This is a genomic window from Streptomyces tsukubensis (assembly GCF_003932715.1).
GTDB classification, from domain to species: domain Bacteria; phylum Actinomycetota; class Actinomycetes; order Streptomycetales; family Streptomycetaceae; genus Streptomyces; species Streptomyces tsukubensis.
The window spans coordinates 6,965,636-6,987,839 of record NZ_CP020700.1 but is presented as its reverse complement, the minus strand read 5'-3'; the positions used below and the strand labels follow the sequence as shown (position 1 = coordinate 6,987,839).

Genomic DNA, 22,204 nt, shown 5'->3' with positions numbered 1-22,204 from the left:
CCCCCGCCTGTGGGTGACTCAGGGCGTGGGACCCCGGGGAGAGGGGACCGTTTGGCAGAATGCAGGCTCAAGCACAGCCGGTACAGAAGGCGAGTCGGGGAACCGTGACGATGTCCATCGAAGGCAGGATCGCCGAGGAACTCGGCGTACGGGAGCGGCAGGTCGTGGCGGCCGTGGGGCTGCTCGACGGCGGGTCGACGGTTCCCTTCATCGCCCGGTACCGCAAAGAGGCGACCGAGATGCTGGACGACGCCCAGCTCCGGACGCTGGAGGAGCGGCTGCGGTATCTGCGGGAGCTGGAGGACCGGCGGAAGTCCGTCCTGGAGTCCGTACGGGAACAGGGCAAGCTGGACGACGCGCTGGAGGCGCGGATCCTGGCCGCCGACACCAAGGCCCGGCTGGAGGACATCTATCTGCCCTTCAAGCCCAAGCGGCGGACGAAGGCGCAGATCGCGCGGGAGGCCGGTCTTGAGCCGCTGGCCGACGGGCTGTTGACGGACCCGTCCGTGGAGCCGGCGGCCGCGGCCGCCGCGTTCGTGGACGCGGAGAAGGGCGTGGCCGATGCGGCCGCCGCGCTGGAGGGCGCCCGGTCGATCCTCACCGAGCGGTTCTCGGAGGACGCGGACCTGATCGGGGAGCTGCGCGAGCGGATGTGGACGCGGGGGCGTCTGGGTTCGAAGGTGCGGGAGGGCAAGGGCGACGCGACCCAGGGTCCGGCGGCCAAGTTCGCGGACTACTTCGACTTCGCGGAGCCGTTCACCGAACTGCCGTCGCACCGGGTGCTGGCGCTGCTGAGGGGCGAGAAGGAGGAGGTTCTCGACCTGGCGCTGGAGCCGGACGCGCCGTCCGACGAGCCGGGGCCGACCCCGTACGAGAATGCGATCGCGCGGCGCTTCGGGGTGGCCGACCGGGGCCGTCCGGGCGACCGCTGGCTGGCGGACACGGTCCGCTGGGCGTGGCGCACCCGGATCCTGGTGCACCTCGGGATCGACCTGCGGCTGAGGCTGCGGACGGCCGCCGAGGACGAGGCGGTCCGGGTCTTCGCGGCCAATCTGCGGGATCTGCTGCTGGCCGCGCCCGCCGGGACGCGGGCCACGCTGGGTCTGGACCCCGGTTTCCGCACCGGTGTGAAGGTGGCCGTGGTGGATGCGACGGGCAAGGTCGTCGCCACCGACACGATCCACCCCCATGTGCCCGCGAACCGCTGGGACGAATCGCTGGCGACGCTGGCGCGGCTCGCCCGGGAGCACGCGGTCGAGCTGATCGCCATCGGCAACGGTACGGCCTCCCGGGAGACGGACCGGCTGGCGGCGGAGCTGCTGACCCGCCATCCGGAGCTGAAGCTGACCAAGGTGATGGTCTCCGAGGCGGGCGCGTCCGTGTACTCGGCGTCCGCGTTCGCCTCCCAGGAGCTGCCCGGTCTCGACGTGTCGCTGCGCGGCGCGGTCTCCATCGCCCGGCGGCTCCAGGACCCGCTGGCGGAGCTGGTGAAGATCGACCCCAAGTCGATCGGTGTCGGCCAGTACCAGCACGATCTGTCCGAGGTGAAGCTGTCGCGCTCCCTCGACGCGGTCGTCGAGGACTGTGTGAACGGTGTCGGCGTCGACGTCAACACGGCGTCCGCGCCGCTCCTGTCGCGGGTGTCGGGCATCGGCGCGGGGCTGGCCGAGAACATCGTGGCGCACCGCGATTCGAACGGCCCGTTCCGCTCGCGCCGGGCGCTGAAGGACGTGGCGCGGCTCGGGCCGAAGGCGTACGAGCAGTGCGCGGGCTTCCTGCGGATCCGCGGCGGTGACGATCCGCTGGACGCCTCCAGCGTGCACCCGGAAACGTATCCGGTGGTCCGACGGATGGTGAAGACGACGGGCGGGGAGGTGGCGTCCCTGATCGGCAACGCGGGTGTGCTGCGGTCGCTGCGGGCGGGCGACTTCGTGGACGACACCTTCGGTCTGCCGACGGTCACCGACATCCTGCGCGAGCTGGAGAAGCCGGGGCGGGATCCGCGGCCGGCGTTCCGGACGGCCACCTTCAAGGAGGGCGTCGAGAAGATCGGCGATCTGGCGGCGGGGATGGTCCTGGAGGGTGTGGTGACGAACGTGGCCGCGTTCGGCGCGTTCGTGGACGTCGGTGTCCACCAGGACGGTCTGGTGCATGTGTCGGCAATGTCGAAGACCTTCGTCAAGGATCCGCGGGACGTGGTGAAGCCGGGTGACGTGGTGAAGGTGAAAGTGCTCGACGTCGACATCCCGCGCAAGCGGATCTCGCTGACACTCCGTCTGGACGACGAGGCGGCGGGGCAGGCCCCGCGGCAGGGCGGCGGGCGGGAGCGCGGACCGCGTAACGAGCAGGGTGCGCGGGGTGAGCGGGCCGAGCAGGGTGACCGCACGGGCCGGCCGCAGCAGCGCCGCGGCGGTGGCCAGGGCGGTGGCCGCGGGGGCGGGCAGGGCGGGGGCGGCGGCCGGGACCGTCAGGCTCAGCCGCCCGCGAACAGCGCGATGGCGGACGCGCTGCGCCGCGCGGGCCTGACGGGCCAGGACCGCCGCCGCTGAGTTGGGCCGTGCCTGGCAAATAGCATCGTCCGCCCGGAGGGCGGGGCCTGCGGGTGGGGGGACCCTCAGGTGCGTGCAATCGCAAGGCGGTGGGGGTACGCCCCCTGGGCTACCGCCCGGGGGACCCCCACCCGTGCCCGAAGGGCACAGGGGAGAGTGTGCGTGCCGGGCGTCGCAGGCCAGACGGGACTTTGCGGACACGGCCCAGGGGCCCGCGGTGCCCCCGGCCGGGCGCACGCACCCGCACGGGCGGGGCACCCCGCGTCCCGGCGCCCGGACAGGGGCGGGGCCGCCCCGGCCGGTCGCGCCGGAAATGACCGCGCGGTGATAGGGCGGCGGGGATACGTTCCCCGAATGGACATCAACACGGACCACGACGAAGGCGCCGACGAACACTCCGACGAAAACACCGTCGAGGACGGGTTCTTCGGAGAGAGCGTCGCCGCGGACTACGACGAGGGCTCGGCGGAGATGTTCCGGTCCGCGGCGGTGGATCCCGTGGCCGGTCTGCTCGCCGGGCTCGCCGGGGACGGACCGGCCCTGGAGTTCGGCGTCGGGACCGGCCGGATCGCGCTGCCGCTCGCCGCACGCGGGGTCCCGGTGCACGGGGTCGAGCTGTCCCGGGCCATGGTGCGGCGGCTGCGGGAGAAGCCGGGCGGGGACGCGGTCGGGGTGACGATCGGTGATTTCGCCACGGCCAGGGTGCCGGACGGCGCGGGCCGGTTCTCCGTCGCGTACCTCGTGTACAACACCATCAACAATCTGACGACGCAGGACGCCCAGGCGGAGTGCTTCCGCAACGCCGCCGCCCATCTGCGGCCCGGCGGGACCTTCGTGGTCGAGGTGGGCGTGCCCGAACTGCGGCTGCTGCCGCCGGGGCAGACCGCGGTGCCGTTCCATATCGGCACCCGCCGCTGGGGGTTCGACACCCTCGACCCGGCGGACCAGTCGATGACCTCGCACCACTTCCTACGGCAGGAGGACGGCAGCATCCGGTACCGGGCGATCCCGTTCCGCTATGTCTGGCCCGCGGAGCTGGATCTGATGGCGCGGCTCGCCGGGATGGTGCTGCGCGACCGCTGGGAGGACTGGTCGCGCACCCCGTTCACGGGTGAGAGCCGTGGCCATGTCTCCGTCTGGGAGAAGCCGGGGGACTGATACGGCCGCGGAATTCCGGTACGGTCCCGGGCTCAGCCGCCGGGCGGGCCCGAGGGGCCCGGGCCGATCCGGAACTCGAAGTCGCCGTCGTACTTCTCGTGGCCCGCGATCACGGCCGACTCCATGGCTTCGGTGCCGACCTCGTTGCGGACGATCAGGGGGTCGTGCCGCAGATCGCGCATCAGGGCCACGCACATGCCGATCATCACCACGACGAACGGTGCGGCGACCAGGATGGTCAGATTCTGGAGTCCGGCGAGCGCATCGCCCTCCCCGTTGCCGATCAGCAGCATGATCGCGGCGACCGCGCCGGTGACGATGCCCCAGAACACCACGACCAGTCTGGCCGGTTCGAAGGTGCCGTACTGGGAGAGGGTGCCCATGACGACGGACGCGGCGTCGGCGCCCGAGACGAAGAAGATCCCGACCAGGACCATCACCAGAATGCTGGTGGCGGTGGGGATCGGATACTGCTGGAGGACGGCGAAGAGCTGGGCCTCGGGGGTGGCTTCGTCGCCGATCTTCTCGCGCTCGGCGAGCTTCATCGCGGTACCGCCGAAGACGGCGAACCAGACCAGGCTGACCGTGCTGGGGACGAGGATGACCCCGCCGATGAACTGGCGGATGGTCCGGCCGCGGCTGATCCGGGCGATGAACATGCCGACGAAGGGCGTCCACGAGATCCACCAGGCCCAGTAGAAGACCGTCCAGTTGCTCAGCCAGTCGGCGACGGCCTTGCCGCCGGTCGCCTCGGTACGTCCGGCCAGCTGGGGCAGTTCGGCGAAGTAGGCGGCGATGGAGGTGGGCAGCAGGTCGAGCACGATGATGGTGGGCCCGGCGATGAAGACGAAGAGCGCCAGCACCAGCGCGAGGACCATATTGGTGTTGGAGAGCCACTGGATGCCGCGCTCCACACCGGAGACCGCCGAGACCACGAAGGCGGCGGTGAGCACCGCGATCACGCTCACCAGCAGGGTGGTGCCGACGGTGTCCAGCCAGCCGAGTTCGGTGATGCCGCTGCCGATCTGGAGGGCGCCGAGCCCCAGTGAGGCGGCGGACCCGAAGAGGGTGGCGAAGATCGCCAGGATGTCGATGACACGACCGGTGCCGCCCGCGCAGCGGCGGGCTCCGATCAGGGGCTCGAAGACGGCGCTGATGGTCTGGCGGCGGCCGCGGCGGAAGGTGCTGTAGGCGATGGCGAGTCCGACGACCGCGTAGATCCCCCAGGGGTGCAGGGTCCAGTGGAAGAGGGTGGTGGCCATGGCGATCTGCATGGCCTCGCCGGGGGTGCCCGGGGAGGTGCCGGGCGGGGGCGAGAGGAAGTGCGCGAGGGGTTCGCTCACCCCGTAGAACATCAGGCCGATGCCCATACCCGCACTGAACATCATCGCGACCCAGGAGACCGTGCGGAACTCGGGTGCCGCGCCCTCCTCGCCCAGCGGGATCCTCCCGTACCGGCTGATGGCGAGCCAGAGGGCGAAGACGACGAATCCGGAGGCGGCGAGGACGAAGGCCCAGCCGCCGTTCGTGATGAGCCATTCGAGGAGGGTGTTGGAGACCTTCTCCAGGGCGTCGGTGGCGATCGAGCCCCAGACGACGAACGCGAGGGTGAGGACGGCGGCGACACCGAAGACGATCCGGTCGGTGGCGGGCCGCCCATGGGGCTGGGGCAGTCCGGGGGGCTCGGTGGTGACCGGCCGGGCCCCCCGGTCGTCGGGGGTGGATCCGTGCGACACAGGTACACCTTTCATGCGGTAGACGAGACATGACCGGATTCACTCCGTTTGCCTCGGTTATGCCCTACCACAGGTGCCCCGTGCCGCCGGGTGCAACAGGCCCGTTCGACGGGCCCGGTTCAGCAACTCGTGACGGGCTGTCCCTTCGTCAGGTGATAGGTCGCACGCGCGTCCAGCAGCAGGGGGACGAGCTGACGCTTCGACTGCCGCAGGGGTACGAGGGCCCCGCCGTCGTGGCCGGGCAGCGCGGCGACCCCGTGCAGGGCGAGTTCGTCGCGTACGTCGTTCCACTGGGCGGCGTCGAGCCGGTAGCCGCAGGGGGGTGAGGCGAGGGTCTCCTCCGGGGTCGCCGGGTCGTTGTCGGCGCCGCCGAGGTAGACCGGGCCGCGGTCGCGGAATCCGGCGGTACGGGCCGCCGCCGTGGCCGCGTCGATCCGGCCGCGGCGCTTGTCGGCGTACGAGAACAGCCCGTCGAGCGCGGCGAGCTGACTTCCCACCCGGCGCCGGTTGTTGACCGATTCGTCGGCCTGTTCCTCCGGTGTCACGGCGTCGACCCGGCTCTCGATGAGCAGCCCGATCGCGTTCTTGACCCCGGTGGCGTTCCGCAGGATCCGCTCCTGTCCGTCGCCCGCGACCTGGCGGATCGGTTCTCCGGTCTCGGGGTCGGTCCAGATGCCGTACGTGCCCGTGTGGTAGCCCGCGGCGTGCGCGGCCGGGCGGACGTACTCCCCGGAGAGCTTCCGGGACTCCTCGTGGACCTTGGTGTGGGTGTTGAGGTTACGGGGCCAGAGGTCGAAGAGCTGCTTGTCGTAGTAGCGGGGGGTTGCGCCGTACTCGTGCAGGTCGTAGACGATATCGGGCCGCTGGTCGCGCAGGACGGCGGCGACCGCCCGGGCCTCGGCGGTCTTCAGGGCGAGATGGTCGCGGTTGATGTCGATGCCGTCGCCGTTGCCGCGGGTGTCGGCGGCCCTGCCGTCCGGGTTGGCCGTGGGGACGACCAGGATCCGGGTGCGGTCGAGCAGCCGCCGGGTCTCGCGGTCCCGGGCGTAGCCGAGGTCGCGGACGGTGGAGAGACAGGCCTCCCGGCCCGCCGGTTCGTCGCCGTGCTGGGAGCAGATCAGCAGCACCGTGCTGTCGGCGTACCGGTTTCCGACCGTGACGAGCTGGAGGGGCCGGTTCTGCTTCGTCGTGCCGATCCGGGCGACCGAGACCCGGTCGCTGCCCCGGTCGACGGCGGCGAGGAAGGACTGTTCCTCCGGCTGGCCGGTCCAGCGGGCGCCGTCACTGGTCTCGAAGCCGGTGCGCGGCGGGCGGGGTGCTGTGTCGTAGGCGGCCTGGGTGGCCTGGGCGGGGGTGGTGAGCAGCGGGGCGGCGAGTGCGGCGGCGGCCGCCCCGATCACGAGGGCGCGGGTACGCGGGTTCATCGGCGGTGGTCTCCGGGGATCGGGTCGATCGGGCGCGGGCCGGTGACGGAGTCGGCCGGGCCCGTCTTGCGCGGGATCGTCGTGGCGGCGTCGCCGGCGGGGGTGCCGGACGTGGCCCGGGCGAAGGCGGCGGCGCCGCCCACCAGGGGCAGATCGGCACGGGTGCGGGCCAGGTCGAGGGTGAGACCGGGGGTGCTCGCGGGGGGTTCGATCAAATAGCGGTCGGTTCCGGCGACGATCAGCGCGAGCCGGTGGCCGGCCGGGACGACGTGGTCGGTGGCGTGCAGGTCGAGGGTGATGGTGTGCTTCTTGCCGGGGGTCAGGGGGCGGCCGACGGCGTCGGACGCGTAGTTGCCGAGGTCGGCCCAGCCGCGGCTGAAGACGGTGAAACCGACGTCGGTGGTGGCGGCCCTGGTCTCCTTGTAGCAGGCGCTGTCGCCGGGGGCGCTCGTGCCCCAGCAGGTGCGGTCGGTGAGGGTGGTGATGCCTTCGCCCGCGCCCGCGTAGTCCCGGATGGTGCCGGGGCCGAGATCGACCAGGACGGCCGAGAGATGGGCGCTCGTGGTGGTGGGCGTCGCGGTCACGGTGACCTTGCCGGAGCCGGAGAGCCGCAGGTCGCGGCTGAGGGGCTTGCTGATGAAGCCGGTCTTGGCGGTGGTGGAGCTGTCGATCGCGGTGGCCCAGTCGATCTCGTCGAGCTGCGGGGCGTCGGTGAAGGTCTCGACGGCACCGGGGCGGGCGGGCCGCAGGGAGAGCGTGCCGACGCCGGGCTCGGTGCCGTTGCCGGGCCGCAGGGTGGTGGCGCGGGTGCCGGACGGGGGCCAGACCCGGTCCGTGGACCACTGGTCGGGGGCGCGTTCGACATCGGCCATGGGCTCGTCGTCGATGCCGTTGTCGTAGCCGAGGAGGTAGTGGTCGAACCAGCGGTGCAGGGTCCGCACCCAGTCGGCCCGCCGGAAGTCGAAGGGGTCGACGTGGCCGACCTGGGAGAGCCACACCTTCCGCTCGACCCCGGCCTTCGCCAGGGCGTCCCACCACTGCCCGAAGTGCTTGCCGCGGACGTTCAGGTCCTGCATGCCGTGGACGGCGAAGACGCTGGCCTTCACCCGGTCCGCGGCGGAAACGTAGTCCCGCTCGGCCCAGAACCGGGTCCGATCGCCGGAGCGCGGGGCTCCGTCGACGGTGCGCTGCTGGACGGCGCCGCAGCGGGTACGGGCCTCGGGGCTCTCGACGTAGTTCGACAGCCAGTCGGGGCCGGAGTCGAAGAGCGGGGCGCCCTGGGCGAAGTAGTAGTCGTACCAGGAGGAGATGGCGCCGATGGGGACGATGGTCTCCAGCCCCTCGACGCCGGTGGCGGCGACCCCGTTGGCGACGGTGCCGTCGTAGCTCTTGCCGATCATTCCGGTACGGCCCGTGGACCAGTCGGCTCGGGCGCGGTCGGTGCCGGTACGGCTGGTGTAGCCGCGGGCCCGGCCGTTCAGCCAGTCGACCACGGCCTTGGCGGACAGGACGTCGGAGCGCCCGCCGACGTCCACACAGCCGTCGGAGCGGCTGGTCCCGGCGAGGTCGACGGCGACGAAGGCGTAGCCGCGGGGGACGAAGTAGTTGTCGTAGTAGAGGGGGAACTGGACCGGGTTGCCGTCGGCGTCGTAGGTCTTGCGCTGGCCCTCGTTGCCGCGGCCGCAGCAGGCGTAGTAAGGGCTGGCGTCCATGATCACCGGAACGCGGCGGCCCTGGGCGGCGGCCTCCCGGGGCCGGATGATGTCAACGGCGACCCGGTCGGTGCGGCCGTCGCCGTCGCCGTCGAGCCGGGTGTCGACCCAGACGGACTCCCGGACGGCGTCGGAGTAGGAGTAGACGGGCCGGCTCTCCCGGGCCGCGGTCGCGGCCGTCGCAGGCCCGGTCGCGGCGGCGGCGCCCGCCGGGGAGAGGGTCATGGCCATCAGGGCGGCGACCGAGGCCGCGAGGAGTGATCTGTACGTCGTCAAGCGGGTGCCCCGCGCATATGTCGACATGGGCGGACCGTACTCCCGGGAACCGCGGAGCAACAGAGGGCGACGATGAGGTCAGGGGGGTGGGTGGGACGGAAAGGGGTTCCTGTGGCGGTTCCGGGGTGGTTTGGAGAGGGATTCGGGTGGAGTTCGGGGGGAATTCCGGGGGAGATGCCGGGGATTCGGGGGACGGACGGGACCGGGCGGACGGGGGCGGGCGGTCAGGGTGGGCGGGCGCGGTGGACGGGACCGGGCGGGCGGGGCGGACGGGACCGGGCGGGCGGGGCGGGCGGTCGCGGTGGACGGGCCGGGAAAGCACGACGCCCGTGCGGGGAACGTGATGTTCCCGCACGGGCGTGCGTTGAGAGATGAGGCGGCCCGGGGGGCCGGGTGTCAGCTCTTGGTGCCGCGGCCCTCGGGGCCCGGGACCGGCTCGCCGACGATGCGCTCGGCGAGGGAGTGCGCCCAGGCGTCCACGTCGGAGCGGAGCGCGGCCTCGGCGACGACCCGCTCGGCCTCGATGGCGGCGGCGCCCTCGGCGACGATGCGCTCCTTCTCGCGCAGACCCTCCTCACGGGCCGCGGCGATCAGGGCGGTGCCCTCCTCGTGGGCGCGCTGGCGGGTGTGGGCCGCCTCGTGGCGGGCCTCGGCCAGGATGGCCTCGCGCTGGGCGCGGATGTCCTCGGCCTCGGCACGAACCTCGTCGGCCGCGTCCATGACGCCCTGCGTCTTCGCCTCGCGCTCGGCGATCACGGCGGCGGCGCGCGGCAGCAGCCGGCCCGCGAGCACGGCGTAGACGAGCGCGAAGGCCACGAGTCCGATGACAAGGCCCCAGCCCGTGGGGTTGAGCGGACCGATGTCGAGGGGAAGAAGCTTGTCGTTCAAGGGCTCGTCCTGCCTTGTCCGTAGGTGTCCGGGGTGTTCCGTCGCTGTCCGGTCAGTCGCCTGCCGGGGGCGCGCCATTCCTCCCGTGTCCGTGGAAGTATGCCGCGCGGCCGCGCGGGCGCGGGACGCGACGGCGGGCTGGGTCAATCCTACCGTTGCCCGCAATCAACCCGGCACCCGGTCATTACCCGGTGGTAACCGGAGCTGGTTGGATGGTCCTGACGATCTTCGCCCGTGAGCCCCGACCGATGAGTCCAGGAGTCACCGTGCCTCGTTCCCCCCTGCCCCTGCCCCGCCGGGCCGCCGCCGCGGCCGTGTCGGCGGTGCTCGCCGCCGCCGCGCTGACGGCCGCCGCTCCCCCGGCCGCCGCCGCGCCGGAGAGCACCGCCCCGGCCCTGAGGGTGCTGACGTACAACACCTTCCTGTTCAGCAAGAGCCTCTATCCCAACTGGGGGCAGGACCACCGGGCCCGGGAGATACCCGCCGCGCCCTTCTTCCGCGGCCAGGACGTGGTCGTACTCCAGGAGGCGTTCGACAACTCCTCTTCGGAGCTGCTGATGCGGCGGGCGGAGGGCGAGTATCCGCACCGGACGCCGGTCCTGGGCCGCAGCCGGTCCGGCTGGGACGCGACCGGCGGGGCGTACTCCGCGGCCACTCCCGAGGACGGCGGGGTGACCGTGCTCAGCAAGTGGCCGGTGGTCCGCAAGGAGCAGTACGTCTACGCGGACGCCTGCGGCTCCGACTGGTGGTCCAACAAGGGCTTCGTGTACGCGGTGCTGGATGTGAACGGGGCCCGGGTGCACATCGTCGGCACCCACGCGCAGTCGACGGACCCGGGCTGCGCGGCCGGGGCGGCCGCGGACGTCCGGGCCCGGCAGTTCCGTGAGCTGGACGCGTTCCTGGACGCCAAGCGCATTCCGGCGTCGGAGCAGGTGATCGTGGCGGGCGATCTGAACGTGGACCGGCATGCGCCCGAGTACGCGGCGATGCTCGCCGGTGCGGGGCTGGTGGACGCGGACGGGCGGGCCGGGCATCCGTACTCCTTCGACACCACGGGCAACTCCATCGCGGCCGAACGCTATCCGGACGAGCCGAGTGAGGATCTCGACCACGTCCTCCACCGGGCCGGACACGCCCGGCCGGCCGGCTGGACGAACGAGACCATGGCGGCGCGGAGCGCGCCGTGGACCGTGACGAGCTGGGGGCGGACGTACACGTACACCCATCTGTCGGACCACCATCCGGTGGTCGCTTCCGGGCGCTGACGACGGCGGGAACGCGCTCCCGGGCTCCCCGGCGGGCCGCCGGGGAGCGGTCCGCGGCCGGGGTTCCACCGGGCCCTGACCGCGGCCGCCCGCCGCCGGACCGCCGCCGACCGGTTCCGACGGGCCGTCAGGCGCCCGGCGCCCGGGGCTCCCGCGAGCCCCGGGCGCACCACCACACGCCCTTGTCGAACTGACAGGGTCATGCCACATTGATGCGGCGACCCGGGCCGGGTCCGGTCCACACTGCTCTTCGCAAACCCCCACAATCCACCCGAGGATCGCTGCGAAGGAGACCACCCCCATGAGACGCACGTTCGGTGTGCGCATCGCCCTTTCCGTTCTGCTGACCCTGCCCGCGGCGGGCATCGGCGCGGGCACCGCCGGCGCCGCTCCCGGACCGGGCCCGGCCCCCGCGCCGGGGCCCGGCGTCGCCGCGTCCGCCACCGCCTACGCGCTCGACGCCGAGTTGGAGCGGACGCTCGGCGACCGCGGCGCGGGCTCCTACCTCGACACCCGTACGGGAGAGCTGACCGTTGCCGTCACCGACGCGGCGGCCGCCGACGAGGTCCGCGCCTCCGGCGCCCGGGCCCGGGTGGTCGAGCGGTCCACGGCGCAACTGGAGGACGTGATGGGCGTCCTGGAGACCCGGGCGAAGATCCCGGGGACGTCGTGGGGCATCGACCCCTCGGCCAACCAGGTCGTCGTCGAGGCGGACCAGTCCCTGGGCGTCCGTTCCCTGGCGCGGCTGCGGACCGTGGCCGCCACGCTGGGCGATGCCGTCCGCATCGAGCGCGTGCCCGGTGTCTTCACCAAGGAGGTGAACGGCGGGGACGCGATCTACGGCGGCGGCTACCGCTGCTCGGCCGCGTTCAACGTGGTCAGGAACAACGTCCGCTACTTCCTCACCGCGGGCCACTGCACCAATGTGGCGAGCAGTTGGTCGGCGGTGTCGGGCGGTCCGCGGATCGGGCTGCGCGAGGGAACCAGCTTCCCGACGAACGACTACGGGATCGTCCGTTACGACGGTACGGACGTACCGCCCGGCACGGTCAACCTCTACAACGGCGGATCCCAGGACATCGTGTCGGCCGCCGATGCCATCGTCGGCCAGTCGATCCAGAAGAGCGGCTCGACCACGAAGGTCACCGGCGGCACGGTCACGGCCGTGAACGTGACCGTCAACTACAGCGACGGGCCCGTCTACAACATGGTCCGGACGACCGCCTGCTCCGCGGGCGGCGACAGCGGCGGCGCCCACTTCTCGGGCTCCACCGCGCTCGGCATCCACTCGGGCAGCTCGGGCTGCTCCGGGACCGCCGGCTCCGCGATCCACCAGCCGGTGCGGGAGGCCCTGTCGGTCTACGGCGTGACCGTCTACTGATCGGCGCCGGGGGCGGCGCGCGGCCCGGCGGCGGGTCCGCGCGCCGCCCCCGGGGCGGCCTCCGGCGAACCCGGCACCGCGGGCCCGGAGCGCGGCACGCCGCTGGTGCACAGGGCCGGACGAGCGGTCACCGCGGCGCGGACCGGACGGGATCAGGGAGATCCCGCGGGCGCCCGGTCCCCGAGGGTCGCGCCCTCCGGCGGGCGGCGCAGCGAGGCCGCGTGCGGGGCCGTCAGCAGGGCGACCAGCTCGCGCCGGCTCCGTACCCCGGTCTTGGTGAAGACCGACTTCAGATGGTCCTGCACGGTCGCGGGCGTGAGGAAGAGGTTCAGGGCGATCTCCCGCGTGCTGCAGCCCCGGACGGCTTGCAGCGCGACCTGCTGTTCCCGGTCGCTCAGCCGGTGGGCGAGCAGGGCCAGCGGCATGACGTCGGTGGGGGACGCGGGCTGGGCGACCACCGCCACATGGCCGTCGGCACGGCCGTCCAGCAGGGAGGCGTGCAGCGAGAGCCACTCGCCCTTCGGTCCGCGGAGCCGGGCGCAGGCGCCGGGGGCGGTGCCTCCCCCGCCCGCATCGGCCCGGGCCCACTGGGCCACCATCACCACGGCGGTGGGCACCCCGACCGGGCGGGTCATCTCCTCGTCGAGGGCGGCGAGCAGCTTCTGCGCCCCCGGATCGGCGCTGACCAGCTTCCCGCCGGGCCCGATGAGCAGTACGGCGGGTACGGAAGGCGGTCCTTCGGGCCCCGGCGCTGCGGTCGCGGCGTCCCGCAGCACCACGGCCACGGTACGTGCGACGCGTTCCGCGAAGCGGATCTCCCGCGGTCCGAACGGTCGGGCTCCCCGGCCCCGCATCAGCGCCGCCGCACCCCACCGCCCGCCCTGGGCGTCCAGGTTCAGCCGCAGCTCGTCCGTGAAGCCGAGGTCCTGGAGGAGTTCCCGGTAGCGGATGCTCTGCTCGGGATGCCCTCCGGTGGCCCGGTGGACCGAATCGGCCAGCCGGCCAGCCTCCCGGATGCTGGCGAACCGGGTGGGATCGTCGGACCACGCCTCCAGATGGACCGCGTGCTCGAAGCCCACGGGCGGCAGGTCCTGGGAGCACGTCGAAGTGAGAAAGCCCGTGACCGGGTCGGCGTCGTGCCAGCAGCCGGCGTCGTAGCCGAGGACGGGCCGCAGCAGGGCATGGACCCGGAGGAAAAACTCGTCCAAGGGCAGTCCGGCACGGCCCATTTCGGCGATGGCCGCGAGGGTCCGGCGCTCGATCTCACGGAACGAAGCCATCGGACTACCATACGAGCCCGTCGGCCGCTCTCCCAGCAAAAGGGGATGTCTTCGGCCGACGAACGGGGACAGGATCGTACTCGGCTCACCACCCCACGGGCGGGCCGGAACCTCCCGCACGAACAACCTTCTCGGACGATCACCTCCGCTCGGAACACCTCCACCGGATACACCTCCGCTCGAAGCACTTCCGCTCGAAGAATCTCCGCAATTCCCCGATGGAACACACGGACGCATCACCCCCGATGCCCGGCCGAGGAGCCTCTTCCCCCCACGGACCTTCCTCCAGGGCCCCGCACCGCACCGCCGGGGTGTGCGCCCACCCCGGCCGCGCGGAGCCGCGCCCGGCGGAGCCCCGCCCCCACCGCGAGGGGGGCGGGGCTCCGCCCCTTTCTGTGTCTTTCTGTGCCTCTCTCGTGTCTTTCTGTGTCTTTCTGTGTATCTCTGCATCCGTCAGCGTCTTTCAACAGCGGCGGTGAGACAGCAATACTGTTCCACCCGGGCTGTGGACGACGACCGGGAGAGTGAGGCACAGCATGGTTACCGGCACCACCGCCGTCCCCGGGCCCGGCGGCACGGACGAACCGCCGCTGACGGTGGACCAGCTGGCCGCCCGGGCGGGCGTGACGGTCCGGACGATCCGTTTCTACGGCACCCGCGGACTGCTGCCGCCGCCGGTGATCGGCCCCCGCCGGGTCGGCCACTACGGCCCGGCGCATCTGTCCCGGCTCGCCCTCATCGAGGAGCTGCAGCGCCAGGGCATGACCCTGGCGGCCGTCGAACGCTATCTGGAGCAGCTTCCGCCGGACATCGGCGCGCAGGATCTGGCGATCCACCGTGCGCTGGTCGCGTCCTGGGTGCCGGACTCCGCCGAAGTGGTCGCGCGGGAGGAGTTGGAGCGCAGGCTGGGCCGGGCGCTCGGGGACGACGACATCGACAGGCTGGACGCCATGGGCGCCGTGGGGCGCGGCCCCGAACCGGGGACGTACCGCGTCGATCCGGGCCTGCTCCGGCTCGCCGCGCAGTTGCTGGACGTTCCGATCGCGTACGAGACCATCCTCGCGGCCCGCACCGTCCTGCTGGAGCACACCCGCTCCGTGGCGCACGAACTGACCCGGCTGTTCCGGGACGAGGTGTGGCAGCCGTACCGGGACCGGGAGGTGAAAGGGGCCGAAGCGGCGGAAGAAGCGCAGGCCGCCGGTCCGGGACCGGCCGGTGCCGGGCGGGGCGGGCAGGACGGGCGGGCCGAGGCGATGCGGACCCTGTCCGCGCCGATCCGGCCGCTGGTCGTCCAGGCCCTGGTCACCGCCTTCCAGCGGTCGCTGAAGGAGGAGTTGCGGGCCGCGTTCGGCCCCGAAGCGGCCGGATCCGCCGGTACGGCGACCGGGGACTCCGGCCCCTGACCGGCCGGACACCGGCCGGGGCCGGGTTCCCCGCCCCGGCCCCGCCCGTCCCGCTACCCCTCCCCGTCCGTGAAGCGATCGCCGCGCTCCGCCTTCGCCACCAGCAGCGCCGGGGGCTCGAACCGCTCCCCGTACCGTGCGGCCAGCTCCCGGGCCCGCGCCGTGAAGCCCGGCAGCCCGCCCTCGTACCCGTTGATGTACTGGAGCACACCCCCGGTCCAGGCCGGGAAGCCGATGCCCATCACGGAGCCGATGTTCGCCTCGGCCACCGACGTCAGCACGTTCTCCTCCAGACAGCGCACCGAGTCCAGCGCCTCGGAGAACAGCATCCGCTCCTGCAGGTCCACGAACGGGACGTCCGCGTCCGGCCGGGTGAAGTGCTCCCGCAGCCCCGGCCACAGCCCGGTGCGCGCCCCGTCGTCCCCGTAGTCGTAGAAGCCCGCCCCTCCGGCGCGGCCGGTGCGGCCGAACTCGTCCACCATCCGGTCGACGACGGCGTCCGCCGGGTGCGGCACCCAGATGCCGCCCGCCTCCTCGGTCGCGCGCCGCGCCTCGCCGCGGATCCGGCGCGGCAGGGTGAGCGTCAGCTCGTCCATCAGGGAGAGCACCTTCGCCGGATAGCCGGCCTGTGCCGCGGCCTGTTCGACGGACGCCGGGTCGATGCCTTCCCCGACCATCGCCACGCCCTCGTTGATGAAGCGGCCGATGACCCGGGAGGTGAAGAAGCCACGGGAGTCGTTGACCACGATCGGCGTCTTGTTGAGCTGCCGGACCAGGTCGAAGGCGCGGGCCAAGGCCTCGTCCCCGGTCTCCCGCCCCCTGATGATCTCCACCAGCGGCATCTTGTCGACCGGTGAGAAGAAGTGGAGCCCGATGAAGTCGGCCGGGCGCGCGACGCCCTCGGCGAGGGCGCCGATGGGCAGGGTCGAGGTGTTGGAGCAGAGCAGGGCGTCGGGGGCGACGACGTCCTGGACCTCCTGGAACACCCGGTGCTTGAGCCCGGTGTCCTCGAAGACCGCCTCGATGACGGCATCGCAGCCCGCGAGGTCGTCGAGGTCCGCGGTGGGGGTGATCCGGGCCAGGACCGCGTCCCGTTCGGCCTCGGTGGTACGGCCCCGGGCGACCGCCTTGTCGAGCAGTTTCACCGAGTACGCCCGGCCCCGTCCGGCAGCCTCCGCCGAGACGTCCTTGAGGACGACGTCGATTCCGGCCCGGGCACAGGCGTACGCGATGCCCGCGCCCATCATCCCGGCGCCCAGCACGGCGACCTTCGCCACCGTGCGCCGTTCGAACTCCGGCGGCCTGCCCGCGCCCGTGTTCACGGCCTGGAGGTCGAAGAAGAAGGCCTGGATCATGTTCTTCGCGGTCTGCCCCGTCACCAGTTCGGTGAAGTAGCGCGCCTCGATGGTCTGCGCGGTCTCGAAGTCGACCTGGGAGCCCTCGACGGCCGCGGCGAGGATATTGCGGGGCGCCGGATAGGGCGCGCCGCCGGTCTGCTTCTTCAGGTTCGCCGGGTACGCGGGCAGATCGGCGGCGAACCGGGGGGTGGCGGGGGTGCCGCCGGGGATGCGGTAGCCCTTCTCGTCCCACGGCTGGCGCGACTCCGGGTGGGCGTCGATGAAGGCCCGCGCCTTGGCGAGCATGTCCTCGGGGGTTGCGGCGAGTTCGTGGACCAGGCCGTTCTCCAGGGCCCGCCGCGGTGTGTGGCGGGTGCCCTGGAGGAGCACCTTCAGCAGGGCGTCGGCGATGCCGAGGAGGCGTACGGTCCGGGTCACCCCGCCCGCCGCGGGCAGCAGCCCGAGGGTGACCTCGGGGAGTCCGATCCGGGATCCGGGGGCGTCGAGGGCGATGCGGTGGTGGCAGGCGAGGGCGATCTCGTACCCCCCGCCGAGCGCCGTGCCGTTGATCGCGGCGACGACGGGTTTGCCGAGGGTCTCGATCCGGCGGAGGGCGTGTTTGACGGCCATGCCCGCGTCGAAGGCCTGCCGGGCGTCGCCGGGGCCGATCCGGATCATGTCCTTGAGGTCGCCGCCCGCGAAGAAGGTCTTCTTCGCGGAGGTGACGATGATGCCGCGGATGGAGTCCCGCTCGGCCTCGGCGCGTTCGGCGACCGCGGTGATCGCCGTGCGGAACGCCTGGTTCATGGTGTTGGCGGACTGGCCGGGGTCGTCGAGGACGAGGGTGACGACGCCGGTGTCGTCGGCCTCCCAGCGGATGACGGCGGACGACGGCCGGGCCGGGTGGGGGTCGGGGAGCGGGGGCTGGCCGGTGGTGGATGTGCTCGTGGTCATGGCTGCGGTCTCCGGGTGGCGGAAGTCGGAAGGGGCGGCGGATCAGGCGGTGACGCGTTCGACGACGGTGGCGATGCCCATCCCGCCGCCGACGCAGAGCGTCACCAGGCCGTACCGCTTGTCCTGGCGTTCCAGCTCGTCGACGAGGGTGCCGAGGATCATCGCACCGGTGGCGCCCAGCGGATGCCCCATGGCGATCGCCCCGCCGTTGACGTTGATCCGGTCGAGGGAGAGGTCCATGTCCCGGGCGAAGCGCAGGACGACGCCCGCGAAGGCCTCGTTGATCTCGACGAGGTCGATGTCGTCGATGGTCAGTCCGGCGCGGGCGAGGGCCTTGCGGGTGGCGGGCGCGGGTCCGGTGAGCATGATGGTCGGCTCGGAGCCGGAGACCGCGGCGGAGACGATCCGGGCGCGGGGCGTCAGCCCGTACCGCTCACCGATCTCCCGGGTGCCGATGGCGACGAGTGCCGCGCCGTCGACGATGCCGGAGGAGTTGCCCGCGTGGTGCACATGGTCGATCTTCTCGACCCAGTGGTACTTCTGGAGGGCGACGGCGTCGAAGCCGCCGAGGTCTCCGATGCCCGCGAAGGCGGGTTTGAGGGCGGCGAGGGAGTCGGCGGTGGTGCCGGGGCGCATGTGCTCGTCCCGGTCGAGGACGAGCAGTCCGTTGCGGTCGCGGACGGGGACCACGGAGCGGTCGAAGCGGCCGTCCTTCCACGCGGCGGCGGCCCGCTCCTGGGAGAGCGCCGCGTACTCGTCGACGTCGCGGCGGGAGAAGCCCTCGATGGTGGCGATGAGATCGGCGCCGATGCCCTGCGGGACGAAGCCGACGGTGTGGTTGGTCATCGGGTCGGCGAACCAGGCGCCGCCGTCGGAGGCCATCGGGACCCGGGACATGGACTCGACGCCCCCGGCGAGCACCAGATCCTCCCAGCCCGAACGGATCTTCGCCGCGGCCATGTTGACGGCTTCCAGACCGGAGGCGCAGAAGCGGTTCTCCTGGACCCCGGCGACGGTGTCCGGCAGCCCGGCCGCGATCGCCGCGATCCGGGCGATGTCGGAGCCCTGGTCACCGACCGGGCCGACGACGCCGAGCACGATGTCGTCGACGGCGGCCGGGTCGAGCTCCGGATGGCGGTCGCGCAGGGCCCCGATCAGGCCGGTGACGAGGTCGATCGGCTTGGTGCCGTGCAGGGCGCCGTTGGCCTTGCCGCGCCCGCGCGGGGTGCGGATCGCGTCGTACACATACGCTTCGGTGCTCAAGACGACTGCCTTTCGGAAGCGGCGGGACGCCGGTGGCCGGTGTCCCGGGCGGTCGGCGCGCTCTCGCGCCGGTGGGGCGGGCGGGGACGGTCGTACCGTACGGCTGCGGGGTGCTCAGCCCGTGGTGGGTCCTGGCGCTTCGGGTGCTTCCGGCCCGGCTGCCGGTACGGAGTGGGCGGGCAGGCCCCAGTCCCGGGCCACGGACTCCGTGTCGGCGCCCGGCAGCGCCGGTCCGCTCCGTACCGCGCCGGGGGTCGCGGAGAAACGGGGCGCGGGGGCCGGCTGGGTGATCCCGGCATGCTCCACGAAGGTGCCGCGGGCGGCGAGCTGGGGGTGCGCGGGGGCCTCGCGCAGCGAGAGCACCGGGGCGACGCAGGCGTCGCTGCCTTCGAAGACCTCCGTCCATTCGGCGCGGGTCCGCTGTTTGAAGCGGGCGGCGACGGCGGCCCGCAGCTCGTCCCAGCGGTCGAACTCCTTCCGGGCGGGGGCGTCGTCGGGGAGTCCGAGGAGCCGGACGAACTCGTTGTAGAAACGCTGTTCCAGGGCGCCGACGGCCATGTACTGCCCGTCGGCGGTCTCGTAGCAGCCGTAGAAGGGGCAGCCGCCGTCGAGGAGGTTGGCGCCGCGGCGGTCCTGCCAGCCGCCCGCGGCCATCATGCCGTGGATCATCGTGGCCAGATGGGCCGCGCCGTCGACGACGGCCGCGTCGACGACTTGGCCGCGGCCGCCCTCGGCGCGGGCGTGCTGGAGGGCCGCGAGGACGCCGATGACGAGGTAGAGGGAACCGCCCGCGTAGTCACCGACGAGGTTGGCCGGGACGGCGGGCGCCTCCTCGGCGCGGCCGATCATGCCGAGGGTGCCGGTGACGGCGATGTAGCCGATGTCGTGGCCCGCCCGGTCGGCAAGCGGCCCGTCCTGGCCCCAGCCGGTCATCCGCCCGTACACCAGCCGGGGGTTGCGGGCCAGACAGGCGTCGGGGCCGACCCCGAGCCGCTCGGCGACTCCGGGCCGGTAGCCCTCGATGAGCACGTCGGCCCGTTCGACCAGGTCGAGTACGGCCCCGGCGCCGCCGTCCGCCTTGAGGTCGATCAGCACGGAGCGCTTGTTGCGGTTGGTGAGGTCGTACGCGGGGTCGATGGCGAGCCCGGCACCGCCGGGCCGGTCGACCCTGACGACGTCGGCGCCGAGGTCCGCGAGGACCATGGCGGCGAACGGGCCGGGGCCGATACCGGCGAGTTCGACGACGCGTACCCCGGCGAGCGGCCCGGTGGACGGACCGGTGTGCGGGCCGGTTTCCGGGCCGGTGTCCGGTGTCGGCGTCGGAATCGGCGGCGGTGTCATCGGACTCCCAGCATTGATGTGACACAACTGATGTAACACCAGTGATGGTAAGAACGTGTTCCACCCCGGACAAGGGTTTGTCCGGAGCGGCCGGGAGGATTCACCGGGCCGGTCGACGCGCCCGCGCGCGGAGCCGGTGCGGGGTACGCGGTCCGGCAGTGTCAGAGGGACCGTACGGCCGCCGCCAGGGCGTCGCGGCAGAGGCGGTCCGCGAGGCGGGTCGTCTCGGGGACGCGGTAGCGCGGGGTGAGGTGGAGGGTGTGGGCGCAGGCCGCGTCGAGCCCGGTGCGGTGGCCCACGGAGACGTACACGGGTTTCACGTCCGTCCGGGTCCGCAGGGCGCGGCCGACCTCCTCGCCGTCGCCGTCCGTCAGCGGCGCGGTCGCGCCCCGCTGCGGTCCGGGGTCGTCGTGGCGGAACACGAACGGGTTCTTGGCGACGCCGATCGTCCGGAGTCCGGTGAGGACGCCCAGATGGCTGGCGAGCCCGAAGCGCCGCGGATGGGCCAGTCCGTAGCCGTCGCAGACGACGAGGCCGGGCGGGGTGCCCAGATCCTCCAGCGCGGCGAGGACCGCGGGGAGTTCACGGAAGGCGAGCAGCCCGGGGACGTACGGGAAGGCGACGCGCCCCACTGCGGTCGCCCGGGCCACGACGTCGAGCGTGGCGGCGTCGAGGGTGACGGCCGCGGCGGCGACGAGGTCGCGCTCGTCGTCGTAGGCCACGTCCACCCCGGTCACCCGGCCCGTGCCGACGGGCGGGCCGGGTTCACCGGCGATCACACGGCCGCGGAGCCCGTCCTGCACGGCGCGGGCCCCCGCTTCGTCGCGCGGCCAGCCGTCGGGGATGTCGATCAGCATCATGCCGGCCCACCCTACGCAGCGGGACGCCTGCGGGAGGACGGGTCGTCCGGAGGACCGCCCCCGGACTCCGGGCGGCATCGGCCGTAACCGGTGGCCCGCGCACACCACATCCGTATCCGAGGCCCCGGCGGCTCGTCCCGGCCGCCGGACGGCGGCCGGGACGGCCGGATCCGGTACCGCGCGCCCGGCGCAGTGGACCTTTCGCGTCCCCGCGGCCGGATCGGGCCGGGCGGAACACGTCGTCCACGGGCGACCGGCTCCCGCCGCCCGGGGAGGCGTGCCGCGGGTGTCGTAGCCTGGCGGCCATGTTCGTACTGGAGCTGACCTACACCGCACCGCTGGAGCGGGCCGACGCGCTGATGGACGCCCATATCGCCTGGGTGGACCGGCTCTTCGATGAGGGCGTGTTCATCGCGTCCGGGCGGAAGAACCCCCGGGACGGCGGGATCATCCTGGCCGTGGGCGACGACCGGGCCCGGATGGAGGAGCTGGTGGCGGCCGATCCGTTCACGGCCGGTGGCGTGTGCGCGTACCGGATCACCGAGTTCACCGCCACGCGTACGGCTCCGGAACTGGCGCCCTACCGGCAGCAGCCGCTGAACTGACGGTCCGGCTCCGGTTCCGCTTCCCTCCCGCCTCCCCCCGTCGGCAGTGATGCAGGTCACGCACCCCGGCAGTGCACCCGGAGCACCGGTCCCCACGTCCTTCCGGGTGTCAGAGGGCGTCCGCGGGCCGCGCGTGCAGGAGCAGGGGGGACCATGTCCACAGCCACCGTCATCGAGCAGCCCGTCGACGCCAGGATCGTGGCGTCGGCGCCCCGGGCGGAGCCCGTGCGGGCGCTGCTGCGCTACGAGACCGGCGATCCGTACGCCGTACGGATGGCGTTCCCGGCCGATGCGACGCTGGAGGGGACCGATCTGGCCTGGGCGTTCGCGCGGGAGCTGCTGACCGCGGGTCTGGACCGGCCCGCGGGGGACGGTGACGTCCGGATCCGGCCGTACGGCTACGACCGCACGGTCGTCGAGTTCCATGCGCCCGAGGGCGTGGCCGTCGTCCATGTCCGCACCGCGGAGGTGCGGCGGTTCCTCGACCGGGTCCAGGGGGTGGTGCCGTCCGGGCAGGAGTCCCGCTATCTGGACCTGGACGACGATCTGGTCCGGCTGCTGCGCGACGCCCGCTGACCCGGCGCGGCCGGCCGCGGGCTTCCCGCCCGCCGTTTTAATCCGTTGACCGACCGCCGCGCCCGGAGCTACGGTCGTACTGTCCCTGTCGCCACCGATCGGAGTAGAACGTTGAAGGTCTGAGGTCCGAGACACCGTCCGCCCCCGTCGTCCACGACGCCGGGCGTTCCGCGTGCGACCTCGGCGTTCGAGCCGT

General features: G+C 73.0%; 16 protein-coding genes. 7 read left to right on the top strand and 9 right to left on the bottom strand.

Going from position 1 to position 22,204, the window contains the following annotated elements; genetic code table 11:
• Positions 1-104: 104 nt before the first annotated feature.
• Both B7R87_RS29055 and B7R87_RS29050 read left to right on the top strand, forming a co-directional pair.
• A complete protein-coding gene (locus tag B7R87_RS29055; RefSeq protein WP_130584736.1) occupies positions 105-2,549 on the top strand; it encodes a Tex family protein in 2,445 nt (814 codons plus the stop codon).
• Positions 2,550-2,903: 354 nt separating this feature from the next.
• Positions 2,904-3,707, top strand: coding sequence for a class I SAM-dependent DNA methyltransferase (locus B7R87_RS29050; protein WP_006345446.1), 804 nt, complete (start codon positions 2,904-2,906; stop codon positions 3,705-3,707).
• 32 nt (positions 3,708-3,739) lie between these two features.
• On the opposite strand, the gene B7R87_RS29045 is transcribed toward B7R87_RS29050, so the two are convergent.
• The 4 genes from B7R87_RS29045 to B7R87_RS29030 all read right to left on the bottom strand — a co-directional run bounded on the left by B7R87_RS29045 (position 3,740) and on the right by B7R87_RS29030 (position 9,743).
• On the bottom strand, positions 3,740-5,458 hold the full coding sequence (locus B7R87_RS29045; protein ID WP_078902039.1) for a BCCT family transporter: 1,719 nt from the start codon (positions 5,456-5,458) through the stop codon (positions 3,740-3,742).
• A 104-nt stretch (positions 5,459-5,562) separates the two neighbouring features.
• Positions 5,563-6,867 (bottom strand): M14 family metallopeptidase, encoded by a 1,305-nt coding sequence (locus B7R87_RS29040; RefSeq protein ID WP_006345448.1) that lies wholly within the window; start codon positions 6,865-6,867, stop codon positions 5,563-5,565.
• Complete coding sequence (locus B7R87_RS29035; protein WP_040913252.1) at positions 6,864-8,882, bottom strand: Xaa-Pro dipeptidyl-peptidase; 2,019 nt, start codon at positions 8,880-8,882, stop codon at positions 6,864-6,866. Before B7R87_RS29035 ends, B7R87_RS29040 begins: the two co-directional genes overlap by 4 nt.
• 369 nt (positions 8,883-9,251) lie before the next feature.
• Positions 9,252-9,743 (bottom strand): F0F1 ATP synthase subunit B family protein, encoded by a 492-nt coding sequence (locus B7R87_RS29030; RefSeq protein ID WP_006345450.1) that lies wholly within the window; start codon positions 9,741-9,743, stop codon positions 9,252-9,254.
• Positions 9,744-10,009: 266 nt separating this feature from the next.
• On the opposite strand from B7R87_RS29030, the gene sph reads away from it, so the two are divergent.
• Together sph and B7R87_RS29020 are read left to right on the top strand one after the other, a co-directional pair.
• Positions 10,010-11,008 (top strand): sphingomyelin phosphodiesterase, encoded by a 999-nt coding sequence (sph, locus tag B7R87_RS29025; protein WP_006345451.1) that lies wholly within the window; start codon positions 10,010-10,012, stop codon positions 11,006-11,008.
• Positions 11,009-11,309: 301 nt separating this feature from the next.
• Positions 11,310-12,389 carry a S1 family peptidase gene (locus tag B7R87_RS29020; protein WP_006345452.1) on the top strand — a complete coding sequence of 360 codons (1,080 nt, stop codon included), beginning with the start codon at positions 11,310-11,312 and terminating at the stop codon, positions 12,387-12,389.
• A 152-nt stretch (positions 12,390-12,541) separates the two neighbouring features.
• Here B7R87_RS29020 and B7R87_RS29015 read toward each other — a convergent pair whose 3' ends face one another.
• Positions 12,542-13,669: a helix-turn-helix transcriptional regulator gene (locus B7R87_RS29015; protein WP_006345453.1), complete on the bottom strand. Its 1,128-nt coding sequence runs from the start codon at positions 13,667-13,669 to the stop codon at positions 12,542-12,544.
• Between the two features lie 536 nt (positions 13,670-14,205).
• On the opposite strand from B7R87_RS29015, the gene B7R87_RS29010 reads away from it, so the two are divergent.
• Entirely contained in the window at positions 14,206-15,072 is an 867-nt protein-coding gene (locus B7R87_RS29010) for a MerR family transcriptional regulator (protein ID WP_006345454.1), read from the top strand.
• A 53-nt stretch (positions 15,073-15,125) separates the two neighbouring features.
• Here B7R87_RS29010 and B7R87_RS29005 read toward each other — a convergent pair whose 3' ends face one another.
• The 4 genes from B7R87_RS29005 to B7R87_RS28990 form a co-directional block, all read right to left on the bottom strand.
• Entirely contained in the window at positions 15,126-17,363 is a 2,238-nt protein-coding gene (locus B7R87_RS29005) for a 3-hydroxyacyl-CoA dehydrogenase NAD-binding domain-containing protein (RefSeq protein ID WP_006345455.1), read from the bottom strand.
• A 42-nt stretch (positions 17,364-17,405) separates the two neighbouring features.
• Positions 17,406-18,626: an acetyl-CoA C-acetyltransferase gene (locus B7R87_RS29000; protein ID WP_006345456.1), complete on the bottom strand. Its 1,221-nt coding sequence runs from the start codon at positions 18,624-18,626 to the stop codon at positions 17,406-17,408.
• Between the two features lie 114 nt (positions 18,627-18,740).
• A complete protein-coding gene (locus B7R87_RS28995) occupies positions 18,741-19,967 on the bottom strand; it encodes a CaiB/BaiF CoA transferase family protein (protein ID WP_006345457.1) in 1,227 nt (408 codons plus the stop codon).
• Positions 19,968-20,128: 161 nt separating this feature from the next.
• On the bottom strand, positions 20,129-20,827 hold the full coding sequence (locus B7R87_RS28990) for an endonuclease V (protein ID WP_006345458.1): 699 nt from the start codon (positions 20,825-20,827) through the stop codon (positions 20,129-20,131).
• Positions 20,828-21,132: 305 nt separating this feature from the next.
• Here B7R87_RS28990 and B7R87_RS28985 point away from each other — a divergent pair, with 305 nt between their 5' ends.
• Positions 21,133-21,432 carry a YciI family protein gene (locus B7R87_RS28985; protein WP_006345459.1) on the top strand — a complete coding sequence of 100 codons (300 nt, stop codon included), beginning with the start codon at positions 21,133-21,135 and terminating at the stop codon, positions 21,430-21,432.
• A 153-nt stretch (positions 21,433-21,585) separates the two neighbouring features.
• Positions 21,586-22,008, top strand: coding sequence for a spore wall synthesis regulator SsgD (gene ssgD / locus B7R87_RS28980; protein ID WP_006345461.1), 423 nt, complete (start codon positions 21,586-21,588; stop codon positions 22,006-22,008).
• The last annotated feature ends 196 nt before the right edge of the window (positions 22,009-22,204 follow it).